18 protein-coding genes are annotated in these 17,898 nt (G+C 60.4%); 7 read left to right on the plus strand and 11 right to left on the minus strand.

What is annotated here, in order from left to right:
- Positions 1–14: 14 nt before the first annotated feature.
- The 5 genes from ACI2KS_RS01245 to acs all read right to left on the minus strand — a co-directional run bounded on the left by ACI2KS_RS01245 (position 15) and on the right by acs (position 5,982).
- Positions 15–1,127 (minus strand): succinylglutamate desuccinylase/aspartoacylase family protein, encoded by a 1,113-nt coding sequence (locus ACI2KS_RS01245; RefSeq protein ID WP_404616580.1) that lies wholly within the window; start codon positions 1,125–1,127, stop codon positions 15–17.
- 1 nt (position 1,128) lies between these two features.
- The gene (locus tag ACI2KS_RS01250; protein WP_404616581.1) at positions 1,129–1,827 is read right to left on the minus strand and encodes an ABC transporter permease; all 699 of its coding nucleotides are present in this window, start codon (positions 1,825–1,827) and stop codon (positions 1,129–1,131) included.
- Positions 1,824–2,513, minus strand: coding sequence for an ABC transporter permease (locus ACI2KS_RS01255; protein WP_404616582.1), 690 nt, complete (start codon positions 2,511–2,513; stop codon positions 1,824–1,826). Before ACI2KS_RS01255 ends, ACI2KS_RS01250 begins: the two co-directional genes overlap by 4 nt.
- Positions 2,514–2,604: 91 nt before the next feature.
- Positions 2,605–3,381, minus strand: coding sequence for an ABC transporter substrate-binding protein (locus tag ACI2KS_RS01260; RefSeq protein WP_404616583.1), 777 nt, complete (start codon positions 3,379–3,381; stop codon positions 2,605–2,607).
- Positions 3,382–4,026: 645 nt separating this feature from the next.
- Entirely contained in the window at positions 4,027–5,982 is a 1,956-nt protein-coding gene (gene acs, locus ACI2KS_RS01265) for an acetate--CoA ligase (RefSeq protein WP_404616584.1), read from the minus strand.
- A 450-nt stretch (positions 5,983–6,432) separates the two neighbouring features.
- On the opposite strand from acs, the gene ACI2KS_RS01270 reads away from it, so the two are divergent.
- Positions 6,433–6,699, plus strand: coding sequence for a DUF2790 domain-containing protein (locus ACI2KS_RS01270; protein ID WP_404616585.1), 267 nt, complete (start codon positions 6,433–6,435; stop codon positions 6,697–6,699).
- A gap of 157 nt (positions 6,700–6,856) precedes the next feature.
- Here the strand turns inward: ACI2KS_RS01270 and ACI2KS_RS01275 are convergent, their stop codons facing one another.
- A complete protein-coding gene (locus ACI2KS_RS01275) occupies positions 6,857–8,407 on the minus strand; it encodes a sigma-54-dependent transcriptional regulator (RefSeq protein ID WP_404616586.1) in 1,551 nt (516 codons plus the stop codon).
- Positions 8,408–8,618: 211 nt separating this feature from the next.
- Between ACI2KS_RS01275 and phhA the strand changes: the two genes are divergently transcribed.
- The 6 genes from phhA to ACI2KS_RS01305 all read left to right on the plus strand — a co-directional run bounded on the left by phhA (position 8,619) and on the right by ACI2KS_RS01305 (position 13,168).
- The gene (gene phhA, locus ACI2KS_RS01280) at positions 8,619–9,509 is read left to right on the plus strand and encodes a phenylalanine 4-monooxygenase (RefSeq protein ID WP_404617231.1); all 891 of its coding nucleotides are present in this window, start codon (positions 8,619–8,621) and stop codon (positions 9,507–9,509) included.
- Between the two features lie 29 nt (positions 9,510–9,538).
- Positions 9,539–9,895: a 4a-hydroxytetrahydrobiopterin dehydratase gene (locus ACI2KS_RS01285; protein WP_404616587.1), complete on the plus strand. Its 357-nt coding sequence runs from the start codon at positions 9,539–9,541 to the stop codon at positions 9,893–9,895.
- Positions 9,896–11,092, plus strand: a complete 1,197-nt coding sequence (locus ACI2KS_RS01290; protein WP_404616588.1) for an amino acid aminotransferase — start codon at positions 9,896–9,898, stop codon at positions 11,090–11,092.
- Positions 11,093–11,348: 256 nt separating this feature from the next.
- Positions 11,349–11,486, plus strand: coding sequence for a hypothetical protein (locus ACI2KS_RS01295; protein ID WP_404616589.1), 138 nt, complete (start codon positions 11,349–11,351; stop codon positions 11,484–11,486).
- A gap of 79 nt (positions 11,487–11,565) precedes the next feature.
- A complete protein-coding gene (locus tag ACI2KS_RS01300) occupies positions 11,566–11,745 on the plus strand; it encodes a hypothetical protein (protein WP_081569130.1) in 180 nt (59 codons plus the stop codon).
- A gap of 193 nt (positions 11,746–11,938) precedes the next feature.
- Complete coding sequence (locus ACI2KS_RS01305) at positions 11,939–13,168, plus strand: MFS transporter (RefSeq protein ID WP_404616590.1); 1,230 nt, start codon at positions 11,939–11,941, stop codon at positions 13,166–13,168.
- Between the two features lie 101 nt (positions 13,169–13,269).
- On the opposite strand, the gene arfB is transcribed toward ACI2KS_RS01305, so the two are convergent.
- The 5 genes from arfB to scpB all read right to left on the minus strand — a co-directional run bounded on the left by arfB (position 13,270) and on the right by scpB (position 17,897).
- Complete coding sequence (gene arfB / locus ACI2KS_RS01310) at positions 13,270–13,683, minus strand: alternative ribosome rescue aminoacyl-tRNA hydrolase ArfB (RefSeq protein ID WP_404616591.1); 414 nt, start codon at positions 13,681–13,683, stop codon at positions 13,270–13,272.
- Positions 13,684–13,693: 10 nt separating this feature from the next.
- Entirely contained in the window at positions 13,694–15,118 is a 1,425-nt protein-coding gene (locus ACI2KS_RS01315; protein WP_404616592.1) for an amino acid permease, read from the minus strand.
- Positions 15,119–15,397: 279 nt separating this feature from the next.
- The gene (gene rluB / locus ACI2KS_RS01320; RefSeq protein ID WP_404616593.1) at positions 15,398–16,600 is read right to left on the minus strand and encodes a 23S rRNA pseudouridine(2605) synthase RluB; all 1,203 of its coding nucleotides are present in this window, start codon (positions 16,598–16,600) and stop codon (positions 15,398–15,400) included.
- A 185-nt stretch (positions 16,601–16,785) separates the two neighbouring features.
- Positions 16,786–16,974 carry a DUF1289 domain-containing protein gene (locus ACI2KS_RS01325; RefSeq protein WP_404616594.1) on the minus strand — a complete coding sequence of 63 codons (189 nt, stop codon included), beginning with the start codon at positions 16,972–16,974 and terminating at the stop codon, positions 16,786–16,788.
- Positions 16,975–17,105: 131 nt separating this feature from the next.
- Positions 17,106–17,897 carry an SMC-Scp complex subunit ScpB gene (scpB, locus tag ACI2KS_RS01330; RefSeq protein WP_404616595.1) on the minus strand — a complete coding sequence of 264 codons (792 nt, stop codon included), beginning with the start codon at positions 17,895–17,897 and terminating at the stop codon, positions 17,106–17,108.
- Between the last annotated feature and the right edge of the window lies 1 nt (position 17,898).

The raw sequence follows: 17,898 nt of genomic DNA on the forward strand, positions 1-17,898 counted from the left end.
GTTCTCACAAGTAATCAGTCACTGAGCAGGCGGCCTGAGCGCAACGGGGTGCGACCCGCCACTTTGGCCATCCAGTAGCCCGGCTGGGCGTAACGCAGTTTTTCGATGGCGAACAACACCCCGGCGGTACCGGCGCAGACCGTGGTCGCCCGATCGCTCAACGGATCGACGACCTCGAACAGCGGCTCGCCTGCCTCGACCCAACTGCCCGCCGCCCGCAGGAAAGTCAGCACGCCGGCGTGCGGTGCGTAGATCATTTCGGTGCCGTCGAACGGCATGCCTTCGCATGCCTGGAACGCCGGTTGCGGCCATTGACCGCCGATCAGGCCGTGCTCGGCAAGAAACGCCAGGATGCCCTCGGCGTAAGCCTGCGCTTCGGTCTTGCCGGTGTTGGCCTGACCGCCCAACTCCAGGGTGGTGGACAGGCAAGCCAACGGGATCTGCGCATCGGGAAACTGTTTGGCCAGCCGCACCCAGGGCAGCGAGCAGGCTTCATCGAATGAGCTGCCGCCCGAATCTTCGGCCAGCAGCCCGACGCTGACGCCCAGATGCGCCGACAATGAGCGCCATTGCGGCCAGTGCTGCGGCAGCGCGTACATGTGCAGCGATGCGTCGGTGTCGCAGTGCAGATCCAGGACGATGTCGGCATTACAGGCATGGCTGAGCAGTACCCGCTGCATGCCCGCCAGCTCACTGGCCGCTGGCGGCAGCTGGTCGATGACGTCGACCATGGCCTGACGGATCAGCTTGACGTTCGCATGCGGGTCATCGCCCAGCTTGCCCGCCAGGAGCTGCGCAACCGGCTCGCTCAATTCGGTGAAGTCCCGGTTGAAGTTCTTGCCGCTGGCGTACTCGAACCGTCCCTGATGATTGCCTTGCAGCAGCTGGCCCAGACCGATGGGGTTGGCCACAGGCACCAGTTCGATGACGCCGTTGAGCAGACCCTGCTGTTCCAGTTGCGCGAGACGGTTTTTCAGCTCCCAGGCGGTGCGCATGCCCGGCAGCTCGTCGGCATGCAGGCTGGCCTGGATATAGGCCTTGCGCTCGCCCTGACCGAAGCGAAAAACGCTCAGCGTGCGCTCGGTGCCCAGGGTGCTCCAGGGCAGCGTGTGATCGATGCGTTGCATATCAGTGCTTCCTCGGTGCGAGGTAACCGAGCCAGCGGCGCTCGGCCAGCTTGAACAGTTTCACCAGAATGAAAGTCAGGCACAGGTAGAACACGCCAGCGGTGATGTAGGCCTCGAACGGCAGGTAGAACTGCGCGTTGACAGTGCGTGCCGCGCCGGTGATGTCGATCAGGGTGACGATGGACGCCAGACTGGTGGTCTGCAGCATCATGATCACCTCGTTGCTGTACTGCGGCAGCGCCCGGCGCAATGCCGACGGCAGCAGGATGCGCCGGTACATCTTGGCCTTGGACATGCCCATCGCCCGCGCCGCTTCGATCTCGCCCGGCGGTGTCGACTTGAGGCTACCGGCGATGATCTCGGCGGTGTAGGCACTGGTGTTGATGGCGAACGCCAGGCAGGCGCAGAACGTTGCGCTGGACAGCCACGGCCAGAGGAAGCTCTCGCGGACCGCCGGGAATTGCGCCAGACCGTAGTAGATCAGGAACAGCTGCACCAGCATTGGCGTGCCACGAATCACGTAGGTATAGCTCCAGGCCAGCAGGTTGACCCAGGCGACCCTGGACACGCGCATCAGGCCCAGCGGCAAGGCCGCGAGCAGGCCGAAGAACAGCGACAGCGCGAGCAGTTTGAGGGTGATCAACAGCCCGCCGAAGTACAGCGGCAGGTTTTCCCAGACGACGTTGTAATCGAAGATCATAGGTCTGCCACCCTTACGCCGGCCGAGTAACGTTTCTCGATATAGCGCAGTACCAGCAGCGAGACACTGGTGATCACCAGGTACATGGCCGCGACTGCGAGGAAGAAGGTGAAGGGTTCGCGGGTGGCATCGGCCGCCTGCTTGGCCTTGAACATCATGTCTTGCAGACCGACCACGGAAATCAGCGCGGTGGCCTTGGTCAATACCAGCCAGTTGTTGGTGAATCCCGGAATCGCCAGGCGAATCATCTGCGGCACCAGGATGCGGAAAAACACCCGCGGGCCGCTCATTCCGTAGGCCATGCCCGCTTCGGCCTGACCTTTGGGAATCGCCATGAAGGCGCCACGAAAGGTTTCCGAGAGGTAGGCACCAAAGATGAAACCCAGCGTGCCGATACCGGCCATCAGCGGGTTCAGATCGATGTAATCGTCATAACCGAGCAATGGCGCAACACGGTTGAGCAGGTCCTGGCCGCCGTAGAAGATCAGCAGGATCAGCACCAGGTCGGGAATGCCGCGGATGACGGTGGAGTACAGGTCGCCCAGCCAGGCCAGCCAGCGCACCGGCGACAGACGCAGCGACACGCCGATCAGACCGAGCACGATGGCCAGTGCCATGGAGCACAAAGCGAGCTGCAGGGTCAGCCATGCACCGTCGAGGATGACGGCTCCGTAGCCTTTCAACATGTTGTTTGGCCCTCGAGCGCGGGATAGAAAAATGGCGCAATCAGACGGTGCGAAAACCAGCTGCTTGCGCCATTGGCGACTTCAAACCGACTTACTGACCGTAGATATCGAAGTTGAAGTATTTGTCTTGAATGGCTTTGTACTTGCCGTTGGCGCGGATGGCAGCGATGGCGGCGTTGATCTTGTCCAGATCAGCCTTGTCGCCCTTGCGCACCGCGATGCCTACGCCGTCGCCGAAGTAGTTGACGTCGGTGAAGGCCGGACCGACAAACGCGTAGCCCTTGCCCTGATCGGTATTGAGGAAGCCATCCTGCAGCAGGGTGGCGTCTGCCACGGTACCGTCCAGACGACCGGCGCCGATGTCCAGGTAGACCTCGTTCTGCGAGCTGTACGGCTTGATTTCAGCACCCAGTGGCGCCAGGACTTCCTTGGCGAAGCGCTCGTGGATCGAGCCACGCTGCACGCCAATGTTCTTGCCCTTGAGTTCGCTAAGGCCATCGCTGATGGCGGTGCCCTGCTTCATGACCAGACGGGCCGGGGTGTTGTAGTACTTGTTGCTGAAATCGACGGACTTCTTGCGGTCTTCGGTGATGGACATCGAGGACAGGATCGCGTCGATCTTGCGCACTTTCAAGGCCGGGATCAGGCCGTCGAATTCCTGCTCGACCCAGACGCACTTGACCTTCATCTCTTCGCACAGGGCGTTGCCGATGTCGTAGTCAAAGCCGACGATGCTGCCGTCAGGCGCTTTCGAGGCGAATGGAGGGTACGCCGCTTCGATACCGATCTTCAGGGGTTTTTCGTCGGCGAAGGCTGGCTGTACCAATACGGACAGCGCCAGCGCGCCCAGCAGCATGAGCTTTTTCATTCTTGGAACTCCATCGGTATAACGCGACAAATGGCAGTGAGCTAAACGCTCAACGGGCAGAAGGAATTTCTGAAATTGCGACGCGAGGTGCCATCGAGTCTCAGGGCTCGAAAGGCCTTCGGCGAGTGATCGGCATTTTAGCGGCAGGCTGAAAGTCGATATTTCTTCAATGCGACAACTAGTTACAGAAGCACCGAGAAAGTCGATCACCCTGATTGACAGGTCCAAAGCTTTATGCAAGGGACGTTGAAAGCAAACCTATCAACGAAGCAAATAACGCGCCCATTATTGGCAAAGCCTTCTAATCCGGCAAGTCCAGCGTAGCTACGGGGTTATCCGGACCGATGAAATGCACAGGATTCGGGATGAAACGCCCCACATCGGTGCGCAAGGTTACAGGGTGGTGACTCCCGGTAACAAATCGATATATCCCGAATTTGACAACGCCGCGGTCAATGTAGGAGCTGCGGGAGGTTGCGACAATGGCGATTGCAATCCTGCTGACACACCGCTTTCGCCACCGTCGTAACCTCCGACAGCGCCTATAGAATCAACGCCAGCTCGCAGAGAGGGGCTTGCTTCACTGCCCAAACAAAAACGCCCCGCCCGGCTTTCACCGGACGGGGCGTTTCAGATCCCTGAACGTCAGGCGACGTTCATGGTCTTGTGGGTCTCTACCAGATGCGCCACCACGGCTGGGTCGGCCAAGGTCGAGATATCACCCAGCGCATCGTACTCGCCGGTGGCAATCTTGCGCAGGATGCGCCGCATGATCTTGCCCGAACGGGTCTTGGGCAGGCCCGGGGCCCACTGAATCACGTCAGGCGAGGCAATCGGGCCAATTTCCTTGCGCACCCAGTTGCGCAACTCGATGCGCAGCGCTTCGTCCGGCACTTCGCCGCCGTTCAAGGTGACGTAGACATAAATGCCCTGCCCCTTGAGATCGTGAGGCACGCCCACCACAGCCGCTTCGGCGACTTTCGGGTGGGCAACCATCGCGCTCTCGATCTCGGCTGTCCCCATGCGGTGGCCGGAGACATTGAGCACGTCGTCGACGCGACCGGTGATCCAGTAGTAACCATCCTCGTCGCGGCGCGCGCCGTCACCGGTGAAGTACATGCCACGGAAGGTCTTGAAGTAGGTATCGACGAAGCGGTCGTGGTCGCCGTACAGAGTGCGCGACTGACCTGGCCATGAATCGAGGATCACCAGATTGCCTTCGGCGGCCCCTTCGATCAGGTTGCCCAGGTTATCCACCAGGGCTGGAATCACGCCAAAGAACGGACGCGTCGCCGAGCCAGGCTTGAGCGCCGTCGCACCCGGCAACGGGCTGATCAGGATGCCGCCGGTTTCGGTCTGCCACCAGGTGTCGACGATCGGGCAGTTCTGCTTGCCGACGGTGTTGTAGTACCAGTTCCAGGCTTCCGGGTTGATCGGCTCACCCACCGAACCCAGCAAACGCAAGCTTGAACCGTCAGCGCCTTCAACCGCCTTGGTGCCCTCGGCCATCATCGCGCGGATGGCGGTCGGGGCGGTATAGAGGATGTTGACCTTGTGCTTGTCGATGATCTTCGACATGCGGGTGATGTCCGGGTAGTTCGGGATACCTTCGAACAGCAGTGTGGTGGCGCCATTGGCCAGCGGGCCGTAGACGATGTAGCTGTGCCCGGTGACCCAGCCGACATCGGCGGTGCACCAGTAGACCTCGTCCGGCTTGTAGTCGAACACACGCTCATGGGTCAGCGCGGCGTACAGCAAATAGCCCGCCGTGGTGTGCAGCACGCCCTTGGGCTTGCCGGTGGAGCCTGAGGTGTAGAGGATAAACAGCGACTCTTCGGCGCCCATTTCCTTCGGCGCACAGGTGTCCGACGCCACTTCCAGCAAGGAGTGGTACCAGATGTCGCGGTGGCGATACCACTCGATGTCGCCGCCGGTGCGCTTGCAGACGATGACTTTCTGCACGCTACTGGTTTCAGGGTTGGCCAAGGCGCGGTCAACGTTGGCCTTGAGCGCAGTGCGCTTGCCGCCACGCAGGCCTTCGTCAGCGGTGATGACCACTTTCGATTTGCAGTCGATGATGCGACCGGCCAGGGCTTCGGGGGAGAAACCACCAAATACCACCGAGTGGATCGCACCGATGCGCGCACAGGCCAGCATGGCGACCACGGCTTCAGGGATCATCGGCATATAGATGGTGACCACGTCACCACGGTGCACATCCTGGCCGCGCAAGGCGTTGGCGAACTTGCAGACTTCTTCATGCAGTTCGCGGTAGGTGATGTTGCGGCTTTCGGAGGGGTCGTCCCCTTCCCATATGATCGCGATCTTGTCGCCACGCTCTGCCAGATGGCGATCCAGGCAGTTGTAGGAAACGTTCAGAGTGCCATCGGCGAACCACTTGATATCGACACGGTGATCGTCGAAGGAGGTCTGTTTGACGGTGGTGAAAGGCTTGATCCAATCCAGGCGCTGGGCCTGCTCGCGCCAGAAGCCATCGGGGTTGACCACCGACTGCTGGTACATCGCCTTGTAGGTAGCCTCATCAGTGAGCGTATTTGCTGCCACTTCAGGGCGGACGGGGTACAGGGAAGCCGCACTCATCTTTCTTACCTCGGTGGAAATGTTGTTGTTTTATGACCCTGTTGTATCCGCCGGTGGCCGCGAAAGCCATTCGACGATGGTCTTACCGGACCTCAGCATAACGCCCAAACCCGCTCCAGCGCCCGCTATGAGGCAAATCTTCATGTTGAAACTACGACTAAAGAACGAGAGTCCGGAGTGATCGCGATGACTATTGGGCGATTGTTACCGGTTTGCTCAATAGTCTTTATCAAAATGGTTTCTATATGAATCCGCAACAGCGGCATAGAATTCGTTCCGCCAACACGGCAAATGGTTGACAACTAACAGCCCCCCACACCGGCTTGTCGATCAAGCAACTCAACCTGGTAATTAACTGGCTTCACACAAAGTCCCACAAGGGTTTTGTGCACCCTGCCGAGCGGAATTCCTGTTTTGCAGCGTTGAAGAAGCAACTAGAGGAAACATGTCATGAAAGCTGCACTGGTTGTAATGGCTCTTTGTGGTTTCAGCGCCATGGCAATGGCAGAAGAATCAGGCGCCAAAGTCGCCAGCCAACAACAACGCATCGAGCATTACACCTATTCGACCACGCTGGACATCGCCAAGGTCATTTCGGTCGACGAAGTGCCCAACGTCTGCAGCGTGGTCCCGCAGCACATGACCTACGAAGACTCCCAGGGCGTGCGCCACGTGATGGAGTACATGGTCATGGGTAACGGCTGCAGCAACGGTTGATTGCGATGAGGTTAGTTTCGCGCGATGCCAGGATTAATTATTGATCCGGGTCTCGTTGTATACCCAGGCGTGTCGCCTGCTCGCGATTGCGATATTTCAGCCAGAGTACTATCGCGCTCTATATCGCAATCGCGAGCAGGCCACGCTCCTGCAGTTGTTATTTCCCCATACCATACTGCTTCAACTTATTGGCAATCGTGGTATGCGAAACTCCCAATCGCCTGGCCAATAGTCGACTGCTCGGATGCGCAACGTAAAGTTGTTCGAGTACGGCTTTTTCGAATCGCCCGACAATATCTTCCAGCCCACCCTCCAGCGAAAAGTTCCCCAGCGGCTGTCGCACGCCGTAATCGGGCAAACGAATATGCTCGACCTTGACCAACCCGCCCTCGCACAACGATACCGCCTGAAACAGCACGTTCTCCAACTGCCGGACGTTACCGGGCCAGTGATACTGGCGCAGACGCTCCAGGGCGGGCGCAGCGATGCGCGGCAAGGCGCAGCCTATCTGGCGGCTGGCCTGGTCGAGAAAATGCTGCGTCAGTGGCTCCAGACCGTCCAGGCATTCGCGCAGCGGCGCAATGTGCAACGACAGTACGTTGAGCCGGTGATACAGGTCCTGACGAAACTCGCCGCGTGCGCACAGTTCCGAAAGGTCCACCTGGGTGGCACAGATCACCCGCACATCCAGATACACCTCTTCATCACTGCCTACGCGCCTGAAGCAGCCTTCCTGCAAGTAGCGCAGCAGCTTGGCCTGCAATCGCGCGCTCATTTCCGCGACGCCATCAAGAAACAGCGTACCGCCGGCGGTCAGCTCCAACAGCCCGAGCTTGCCTTCGGCCCGCGCCCCTTCAAACGCACCGGGGCCATAGCCGAACAGCTCGGTCTCAGCCATGGACTCGGACAAGCCTGCGCAATTGAGCGCCATCATCGGCGATTGCCCACGCGGGCTGGCCAGATGACAAGCCCTGGCCAGTAACTCCTTGCCGGTGCCGGTTTCGCCTTCTATCAACAGGGGAGCATCCAGGGGCGCCATGCGCCTGGCCTCGCGCACCACCGCCGCCATCACTTTCGAGCTCTGGAAGATGCTGTCAAAACCGCGCAACTCCTGCTTGCGCACGTTGTAGATGTGCTCACCGACCCGGTCTGCGCGATGCAGCGTGAGCACCGCGCCGGCCATGGCTTCGCTGTCTTCGTGCTGGGATTGTAGCGGCGCGATGTCGGCCAGGAAGATGTCACCTTTGACCTTGACCCGCAGGCCATTGATCCGCGAGCGGTTGGCCCGCACCAGTTGTGGCAGATCGAAGTCCTCGGCATAACGCGACAACGGTATGCCCGGCACTTCATCGACGCGCACGCCCAGCAACTGCGCCGCTGCCCGGTTGGCGGCGACGATGGAGCCACTCATGTCGATCGACAGCACCGGAAACTCCAGCGCGCCAAGCAAGGCATTGAGCTCCATGTGCCGACGCTCGCTGGGCATCAATCCCACGCGCTTGACGCCGAACACCCCGGGAATCGTTTCGAATTTCGGAACCAGCGCCTGGAACTGCAGATTGATCAGATTCGGGCATCGCAGGTAGATGGCATCGCCATGTTCGCCGCCGACTTCGCCGCCGGAGACATTGACCCCGTAGGAGACCAGCAATTGGAGGATGTCGCGCAGGATGCCGACGCGGTTCTGACAGTGCACTTTGATGCGCATGGGAGCGGACCGTGAAGAGGTGACGATCTTTTTAAAACGAAGCGAAGTTGATCGTCAACAATTCGTTACAGCGCCGCGCTTTTCATCCCCGGTTAAATGCGGATTAGCCGGCACGCAACCACCGCTGTCAGGTTTTCTTTACAACCAGCGAACGTTTTCCAGCGTCGATTGAGACCCGCGCTCTGCGCCAGCACCTGGGAACGGGTTATCTATACCCCAAGGCGGGTCGCGAACCTGCAACGCATCACCCCGGACAAATACCGCTCCATATAAGAACAATGCCATTCAGGAGAGCAGCATGAGTACCCAGTATGTCGCCCGAGAGCCAGACGCCAGCGGGTTCATCGAGTATCCCGATGCAGAACATGCGGTGTGGAATACCCTGATCACTCGGCAGCTGAAAGTCATCGAAGCCCGCGCATGCCAGGAATACCTGGACGGTATCGACCAACTGAACCTGCCCCATGAGCGCATCCCGCAGTTGAGTGAAATCAACCGCGTACTGGACGCCACCACTGGCTGGCAAGTCGCCAGGGTCCCGGCGCTGATTCCCTTTCAGACTTTTTTCGAACTGCTGGCCAGCAAACGATTTCCCGTGGCTACGTTCATTCGCACTGAAAAAGAACTGGATTACCTGCAAGAGCCTGACATTTTCCACGAGGTATTCGGACACTGCCCATTGCTCACTAACCCCTGGTTTGCCGAATTTACCCACACCTACGGCAAGCTCGGTCTGGCAGCCAGCAAAGAGCAGCGCGTGTATCTTGCCCGTCTGTACTGGATGACCATCGAGTTCGGTCTGGTGGACACCGCGCAGGGTCGCAGGATCTACGGCGGCGGCATTCTCTCCTCACCGCGGGAGACCGTTTACAGCCTCTCGCCTGACCCTGAGCATCAGTCGTTCGATCCGGTCGAAGTGATGCGCACGCCCTACCGTATCGACATCCTGCAGCCACTGTATTTTGTATTGCCGGACCTCAAGCGGCTGTTCGACCTGGCCCAGGAGGACATCATAGCCATGGTGCGAACGGCCACTGAACTGGGCCTGCACGCCCCACGCTTTCCCCCTAAAAAGCAGCCAGCCAACACAACCGCTGCCTGAACACTTCCGCCCGAACAAGGAACCGCGTAATGACATCCCTAAGCCAAGCCAGCTGCGAAGCCTGCCGCGCCGACGCACCCAAGGTCAGTGACGCCGAACTGCCGGAGCTGCTCAGGCAGATCCCGGACTGGAATATCGAAGTTCGTGATGGCGTGATGCAGCTGGAAAAAGTCTTCGTGTTCAAGAATTTCAAATTTGCGCTGGCGTTTACCAACGCGGTCGGCGAAATTGCCGAGGCCGAAGGTCATCACCCGGGTCTTCTGACCGAATGGGGCGAAGTGACCGTGACCTGGTGGAGCCACTCGATCAAAGGGCTGCACCGCAACGACTTCATCATGGCCGCCCGCACCGACGAGGTGGCCACAGGCGCCGAGGGCCGTAAGTAAATGCATTTTTCACAGATTCAGCGCGTACCGGATGATCCGATCCTGGGCTTGATCCAGGCCTATGCCAACGACCCCAATCCGAACAAGTTCGATCTGGGCGTGGGCGTGTACAAGGACGCGCAAGGCCTGACCACCATTCCGCGCGCGGTCAAAATCGCCGAGCAGCGCCTGGTGGATTCGCAGCCGACCAAGACCTATATCGGCGGCCATGGCGAACCGCGTTTCGGCACGCTGATCTGTGAACTGGTCATGGGCGCCGATTCGCCGCTGATTGCCAGCAAGCGCGTGGGCGCCACCCAGACCCCGGGCGGCACCGGCGCATTGCGTCTGAGCGCCGACTTCATCGCCAACTGCCTGCCCGGCAAAGGCATCTGGCTGAGCGATCCGACCTGGCCGATCCACGAAACCATCTATGCCGCCGCGGGCTTGAAGGTCAGTCACTATCCCTACGTCGGCAGCGACAACAAGCTCAACGTCGCGGCCATGCTGGAGACGCTGAACAGCGTGCCGGAAGGCGACGTGGTCTTGCTGCATGCGTGCTGCCACAACCCGACCGGCTTCGACCTCAGTCACGATGACTGGCGGCAAGTGCTGACAATCGTCAAACGTCGCAACCTGCTGCCGCTGATCGACTTCGCCTATCAGGGCTTCGGTGACGGCCTGGAAGAAGACGCCTGGGCCGTTCGCCTGTTTGCCGCTGAACTCCCGGAACTGCTGATCACCAGTTCCTGCTCGAAAAACTTCGGCCTGTACCGCGAACGCACCGGCGCCCTGCTGGTGTGTGCCGACAGCAGCGAAAAACTGATGGATGTCCGCAGCCAACTGTCGGCAACGGCCCGCAACCTGTGGTCCAACCCACCGGATCATGGCGCAGCCGTGGTGGCTGAAATCCTCGGCGACCCGGAACTCAAAGCGCTGTGGGCCGACGAAGTCGAAGAAATGCGCAGCCGCATCGCGCAGCTGCGCCAGGGCCTGGTCGAAGCGCTGACTCCGCTGGGCCTGGGCGAACGTTTTGCCCACATCGGCGTGCAGCGCGGCATGTTCTCCTACACCGGGATGAACGACGACCAGGTCGCCCGCCTGCGCAAGGAACACAGCGTCTACATGGTCGCCGCCGGCCGCGCCAACGTCGCCGGTATCGACGCCACGCGCCTGGATGCCCTGGCGGCGGCGTTTGCGGTGGTGTGCAAGGACTGAAGCGCACCGATACCCCTGTAGGAGTGAGCTTGCTCGCGAGGACGTGGCCTTATCAGGGTCGCATGGCATCCCGCTATCGCGAGCAAGCTCACTCCTACAGGTTCGGCGTCGTTGAGGCGGTTGGTTGTAGCAACCAGTCGCCACTACATGATCAACGGCCATGATTTAAAGTCTGTTTGTCATTTGCAGTGCTGTATCCTCCCTGAGCGTTTTTTGGACGCGCTGTTTAAACCAGCACCTTGTGAGGAGCGACGACATGCATGAAATCCCAAACTTCCCCTTCCCAAGCCAAAACCAGCAAAGCGCAGCAGCCCGTCAGGAACTCGGTCAGCCGATCGAGATGAAAGCCGGTGCGAAAGAGGGTGATAGCAAGAAAGCCCAAGGCCAACGCTGAAGGTTGATTTTTCAGCCCCTATGCAAGAGCGTCTGCAAGGCGTACTTCCATAAGGGCTGAATGTTCCGAGACCAGAACCATGACTGACTTCACCGAAACCCAGGCCCAGGCCTTGATTGGCACCGCCGAAAAAATGATCGAGATCTGGGCGCGTCTGAGCCCGGAAAAACAACAAGCGTTGCTGGCCCGCTTCGGCACCCAGGAAAACGCCCTCGCCGCACTGGTCACGACGCAGCTCGTGGCGCCCGCCGCCGAATAACCAAAAAGCCGACAACGGCACATTCGCGCCCGGTTCTACGCCGATTCAACCTTCTGCCGCCATGAAAGATCCTTCAGCTGCCATCACCAGGCACCCGTGGTTATCATGTGGCACCGCTTGGCCTTCAAGCGTCTACGCTTCAATCAGTTTCTGCCCCGCTGCACCTCCCCTGTCGTAATCGTGGATCGAACCCATGCCAGACGCTTCGAGCGCCGCAACACAACCTATCGCTGCCCAAAAACCAATGGCTATCACGCTGCAGGTGGTGTCCATTGTCCTGTTCACGTTCATCGGCTACCTGAACATCGGCATTCCCTTGGCCGTGCTGCCGAGCTATGTGCATACCGACCTTGGTTTCGGCGCGGTGGCGGCAGGCCTGGTGATCAGCGTGCAGTACCTGGCGACCTTGCTCAGCCGGCCCTTTGCTGGACGCCTGATCGATAACCGTGGCCCCAAGAAGGCGGTGAGCATTGGTTTGTTCGGCTGCGGGTTGAGCGGCGTGTTCATGCTGCTGGCCGGATGGCTCGATGCCTGGCCGATGGTCAGCCTGGTCGCCCTGTTCGTCGGTCGCCTGGTGCTGGGCAGCGCGGAAAGCCTGGTGGGTTCGGGCTCCATTGGCTGGGGAATTGGCCGGGTCGGGGCTGCGAACACGGCCAAGGTGATTTCCTGGAACGGCATCGCCAGTTACGGCGCGCTGGCCATCGGTGCGCCGCTGGGGGTGTTGCTGGTCAATGCATTGGGGTTGTGGAGCATGGGTGTGAGCATCATCCTGCTGGCGGCACTGGGCATTTCCCTGGCATGGAAAAAAACTCCGGCGCCGATCGTCCATGGCGAGCGCCTGCCGTTTCTGCACGTCCTGGGTCGGGTGTTGCCCCATGGCACCGGACTGGCGCTGGGCTCGATCGGTTTCGGCACTATCGCCACCTTCATTACCCTGTACTACGCCAGCCACACCTGGCCCAACGCGGTGCTGTGCCTGAGCCTGTTTGGCGTCTGCTTCATCGGTGCGCGATTGCTGTTCGGCAACATGATCAATCGCATCGGCGGCTTCCGGGTGGCGATTGGTTGCCTGTCGGTGGAGACCCTCGGGTTGCTGCTGCTGTGGCTTGCGCCCAATCCGAATCTGGCGTTGGCCGGCGCCGCGCTGACCGGTTTCGGCTTCTCGCTGGTGTTTCCGGCGCTGGGGGTCGAGGCGGTGAATCTGGTACCGGCCGCCAGCAGGGGTGCTGCGGTGGGGGCTTACTCGCTGTTCATCGACCTGTCGCTGGGGATCACCGGGCCGGTTGCGGGCGCGGTGGCAGCAGGTTTTGGCTTCGCTTCGATATTCCTGTTCGCGGCACTGGCGTCGCTGGGTGGCCTGGGCTTGAGCATCTATTTGTACAAGCAAGCCAAGGTGATGCGCGAGAAAGTGACCGACCTGTAGCCGGTACGCAGTCCCCCTTAGCAGTCAGGCTTGCCGGCGGCAGCGAATTCAAAGGCGCCACCGCCGGCAACCCGGACGGCTACAGATGGACAGCCAAACCTCTAGAAATCGATCTTGCCCCGCCCCGCTTTGATCGACCCGCGCTTGGACTTGGATTCCAGTCTGCGGGTCTTGGAGCCCAGCGTAGGCTTGGTCGGGCGGCGCTTTTTCTCGACCTTGCCGGCACTGACGATCAGCTCGCTCAAACGCTCCAGGGCGTCGGCGCGGTTCTGCTCCTGAGTGCGGTACTGCTGTGCCTTGATGATGATCACGCCGTCACCGGTGATGCGACTGTCACGCAGCGCCAGCAGCCGCTCCTTGTAGAACGGCGGCAAGGATGAGGCGTTGATATCGAAACGCAGATGCACCGCGCTGGACACCTTGTTGACGTTCTGGCCGCCCGCGCCCTGGGCACGGATGGCGGTGAGCTCGACTTCGCTGTCAGGCAAGTGAACGTTGTTGGAGATGATCAGCACGGGCGGGCCCTTATTTGATGATCGAGGTGCGCTGGGCCATGGAAACGCGGTCGGCATGACGTTTGTTCTTGATCAGATAGAACAGCCACATCGCCACCAGCCACACGGGAATGGCATACACCGATACGCGGATGCCCGGGATCATCAGCATGATCGCCAGAATCAGCACCACGAAAGCCAGGCACAGATAGTTACCGTACGGATACCACAGCGCCTTGAACAACGGCTGCTGATCCTTGCGGGTCATGTGCTGACGAAACTTGAGGTGCGAGTAGCTGATCATCGCCCAGTTGATCACCAGAGTCGCGACCACCAGCGACATCAGCAACTCCAGCGCATTTTGCGGAATCAGGTAGTTGAGCAACACGGCAATCAGCGTCACCGCAGCCGAAACCAGGATTGCCCGCACCGGTACACCACGGCCATCGACCCGCGCCAGCGACTTGGGTGCATCGCCCTGCTCGGCCATGCCGAACAGCATGCGCGCGTTGCAGTAGGTGCCGCTGTTGTACACCGACAAGGCAGCCGTCAACACCACGAAGTTCAGGATGTGCGCTGCGGTGTTGCTGCCCAGCATCGAGAACACGTGCACAAAGGGGCTGCCGCTGTAGGCATCGCCAGACGCATTGAGGTCAGCCAGCAGCGCATCCCACGGGGTGAGCGAGAGCAGCACCACCAGCGAGCCGATGTAGAAAATCAGGATGCGGTAGATCACCTGGTTGATGGCTTTGGGAATGATGACTTTCGGCTGATCGGCTTCGGCTGCGGTGAAACCGAGCATCTCCAGGCCGCCGAAGGAGAACATGATGAACGCCAGCGCCATCACCAGCCCGCTCACCCCGTTGGGGAAGAAGCCGCCGTGTTCCCACAGATTGCTCACCGACGCTCCAGGCCCGCCAGTGCCGCTGACCAGCATGTAGCTGCCCAGGGCAATCATGCCGAGAATGGCCACAACCTTGATGATCGCGAACCAGAATTCCGCTTCGCCGAACACCTTGACGTTGGCCAGGTTGATGACATTGATCATCACGAAGAACACGGCCGCCGAGGCCCACGCAGGAATCTCCGGCCACCAGTACTGCACGTACTTGCCGACCGCGGTCAGTTCGGACATGCCCACCAGGATGTACAGCACCCAGCAGTTCCAGCCGGACAGAAAACCGGCAAAACCGCCCCAGTATTTATGTGCAAAATGGCTGAAAGACCCCGCGACCGGCTCTTCGACGATCATCTCGCCGAGCTGGCGCATGATCATGAAGGCAATGAAGCCGCACAGGGCATAGCCCAGAATCATCGACGGACCCGCCGATTTGAGAACCCCCGCCGAACCCAGGAACAATCCTGTGCCGATGGCGCCGCCCAGGGCGATCAGCTGGATATGACGGTTCTTGAGACCACGTTTCAAGTCACCCGAATGGGACATGTGTTCGCTCATTGCATAGTCACCTTTTTGTTCTTGTCTGTGACGGAATCGAACCCGACGCGCTCATGACGCGGCGGAATGAAACGGGGTGGGTAAACCCCGAATTTTGCTGGCGTCCATACGCCGATGATTCACAGAAAAAACGCGGCGTATTGTACACCGCAAAATCGCGCGTGGCAGGCCTGACGGTGCGCATTCGGGACGGGAGCCGGCTTGCTGGCGAACGCGGTGGGAGGCGCAAAAAAAAACGCCAGTCACAGGGACTGGCGTTTTTTGTGTTTCAAGCCATCGTCACTCAGGCTTGCGACGACCGAAACCTGGACGCTGACCGGAACCGGCTGGCGGTCCACGGCGCTTGCCCGACGGGCTCTTGTCATCGACCAGCTTGATGCCCGGGCGTGTGCTCTTGGGCTTGGCCGGGCGCTTGTTCATGTCGCTCGGACGCTCGGCCACTGGCGTGCCACGGCTGCTGTCAGTACGACCACCAATGGCCGGGCGCGGAGTACGCGCCGGACGACCGCTTTCAGCCGGCTTGCGCGCCGGGCGCTCGCCATCGGCCAGGCGCGGTTCGCGGGCCGGACGATCAGCAACGACGGCATCCTTGGCCGGGCGCAACTGACGCACGCGCTCGCCTTTGCCCAATGGACGCGACGACTGACGCTGCAGACGCTCCAGCTTGTCCTTGGTCTTGGCGTTCATTTGCGGCATGGCAACCGGCTTGAGGCCGACTTCGGCACTGAGAATGTCGACTTCCTGCTGGCTCATTTCGCGCCAGCGGCCCATCGGCAGGTCGGAGTTGAGGAACACCGGACCGAAACGCACGCGCTTCAGACGGCTGACCACCAGCCCCTGGGATTCCCACAGACGACGCACTTCGCGGTTGCGACCTTCCATGACCACGCAGTGGTACCAATGGTTGAAGCCTTCACCGCCCGGCGCCTGCTGGATGTCGGTGAAACGCGCAGGACCGTCTTCCAGGATCACGCCGTTCTTCAGACGCAACAGCATGTCGTCATCGACTTCGCCACGCACACGTACCGCGTACTCGCGGTCCATCTCGAAGGAAGGATGCATCAGGCGGTTGGCCAGCTCACCGTCGGTGGTGAACATCAGCAGACCGGTGGTGTTGATGTCCAGGCGACCGATGTTGATCCAGCGGCCTTCTTTGGGACGCGGCAGGCGGTCGAACACGGTCGGACGGCCTTCAGGGTCGTCACGGGTGCAGATTTCGCCGTCCGGCTTGTTGTACATGATCACGCGGCGGACCGTTTCGGCCGCTTCTTCGCGACGGATCACGCGGCCATCAACGGTGATGGCATCGTGCAGATCGACGCGCTGACCCAGGCTTGCCTGAACGCCATTGACCTTGATCCGGCCTTCGCCGATCCAGGCTTCGACGTCACGGCGCGAGCCGACGCCAATACGCGCCAGCACCTTTTGCAGTTTTTCGCCTGCTGGGCCGATTTCTTGGTCCTGCTTGTCTTGTTCACTCATCTGGGCACCTCCCGGTGTGTCGAATCAGGCCGCGCGCGAGTGGGCACGGCCTGTTGCCCTGGGCTCCGGACGGGAGCCAAGGGCTGAAAATCAAAAACCTGTGGCGAGTGTGGATCGCCAAAAGGTCGCGAATCATACGCCCATGGCGCGTGTTGCGCATCAGAGACTAGCCAAAATCCCGAGGCTCACTTCTTTTTCCGCCGACCGGCAGCCTTGAGCGTTGCCAGACGCATGGCCGACTCGGCCAGAACCGCGCGTTTCTCGTCCTTGTCCATCTTTTTCCACGATTTGATCTCGCGCTTGCTGCGCCCGCATCCGAGGCAGATGGCGTCGTCGAATTTGCAGAGGCTGATGCAGGGGTCTTTGGTGCTCATGGGATGGCCTGAATATTTGATGATCGCCGAGCACTCTGTAGCAGGCCGCCTTGCCGGCGGTGGCGATGCTGAGTGCGCCACCGCCGGCAAGGCCAAATGCTACGAGGACTTGTAGCGCCGGGAGGAATCAGTTACCGCGGATCTTCGTCGTCCGCAGGCTGGTCTTCCAATTCAGACTCTTTATCGACCTCATCGAGCAATAAATCGTCGAAGTCGGTTTTGAGTCCCGACTCCATGGTGTCCAGCTCCGCCAGCAGGCTGCGGAAACTGGTCTCGTCGCGGGGCGCTTCGGTTTGCGCTTGAGGGTCTGCCGGCAGGCTGGCATCGGCCAGCGCCTGCAAGTGCGCAGGCACCGGGGCGTCGTCGAAGTCCAGGATCGGTTCTGCTTCCATCTGGCGCAGGTCAGCCAAAGGTGGCAGCTGGTCGAGGCTTTTGAGATTGAAGTGATCGAGAAACGCCTTGGTGGTGGCGAACATCGCCGGCTTGCCCGGCACATCACGGTAACCGACGATCCTGATCCACTCTCGTTCCAGCAGCGTCTTGACGATGTTGCTGTTGACCGCGACGCCACGGACATCCTCGATTTCTCCGCGAGTGATCGGCTGGCGATAGGCGATCAGGGCCATGGTTTCGAGCAAGGCACGGGAATAGCGCTGCGGGCGCTCTTCCCACAGCCGCCCAACCCAGGGTGCGAACTTTTCGCGGATCTGCAGGCGGTAACCCGTAGCGACCTCCTTCAACTCGAACGCCCGGTTGTCGCAGGACTTGCCCAGCAGCGTCAGGGCTTTTTTGAACACCGCTGGCTCCGGGCGCTCGGCCTCCTCGAACAGCTCGAACAGCCGCTCCAGCGATTGCGGCTTACCGGAGGCCAACAGAAATGCTTCGAGCAGCGGTGCCAGCTCGCGGGGTTCGTTCAGGTTCATC

This window comes from Pseudomonas sp. NPDC087358 (genome assembly GCF_044900785.1).
Classification (GTDB): domain Bacteria; phylum Pseudomonadota; class Gammaproteobacteria; order Pseudomonadales; family Pseudomonadaceae; genus Aquipseudomonas.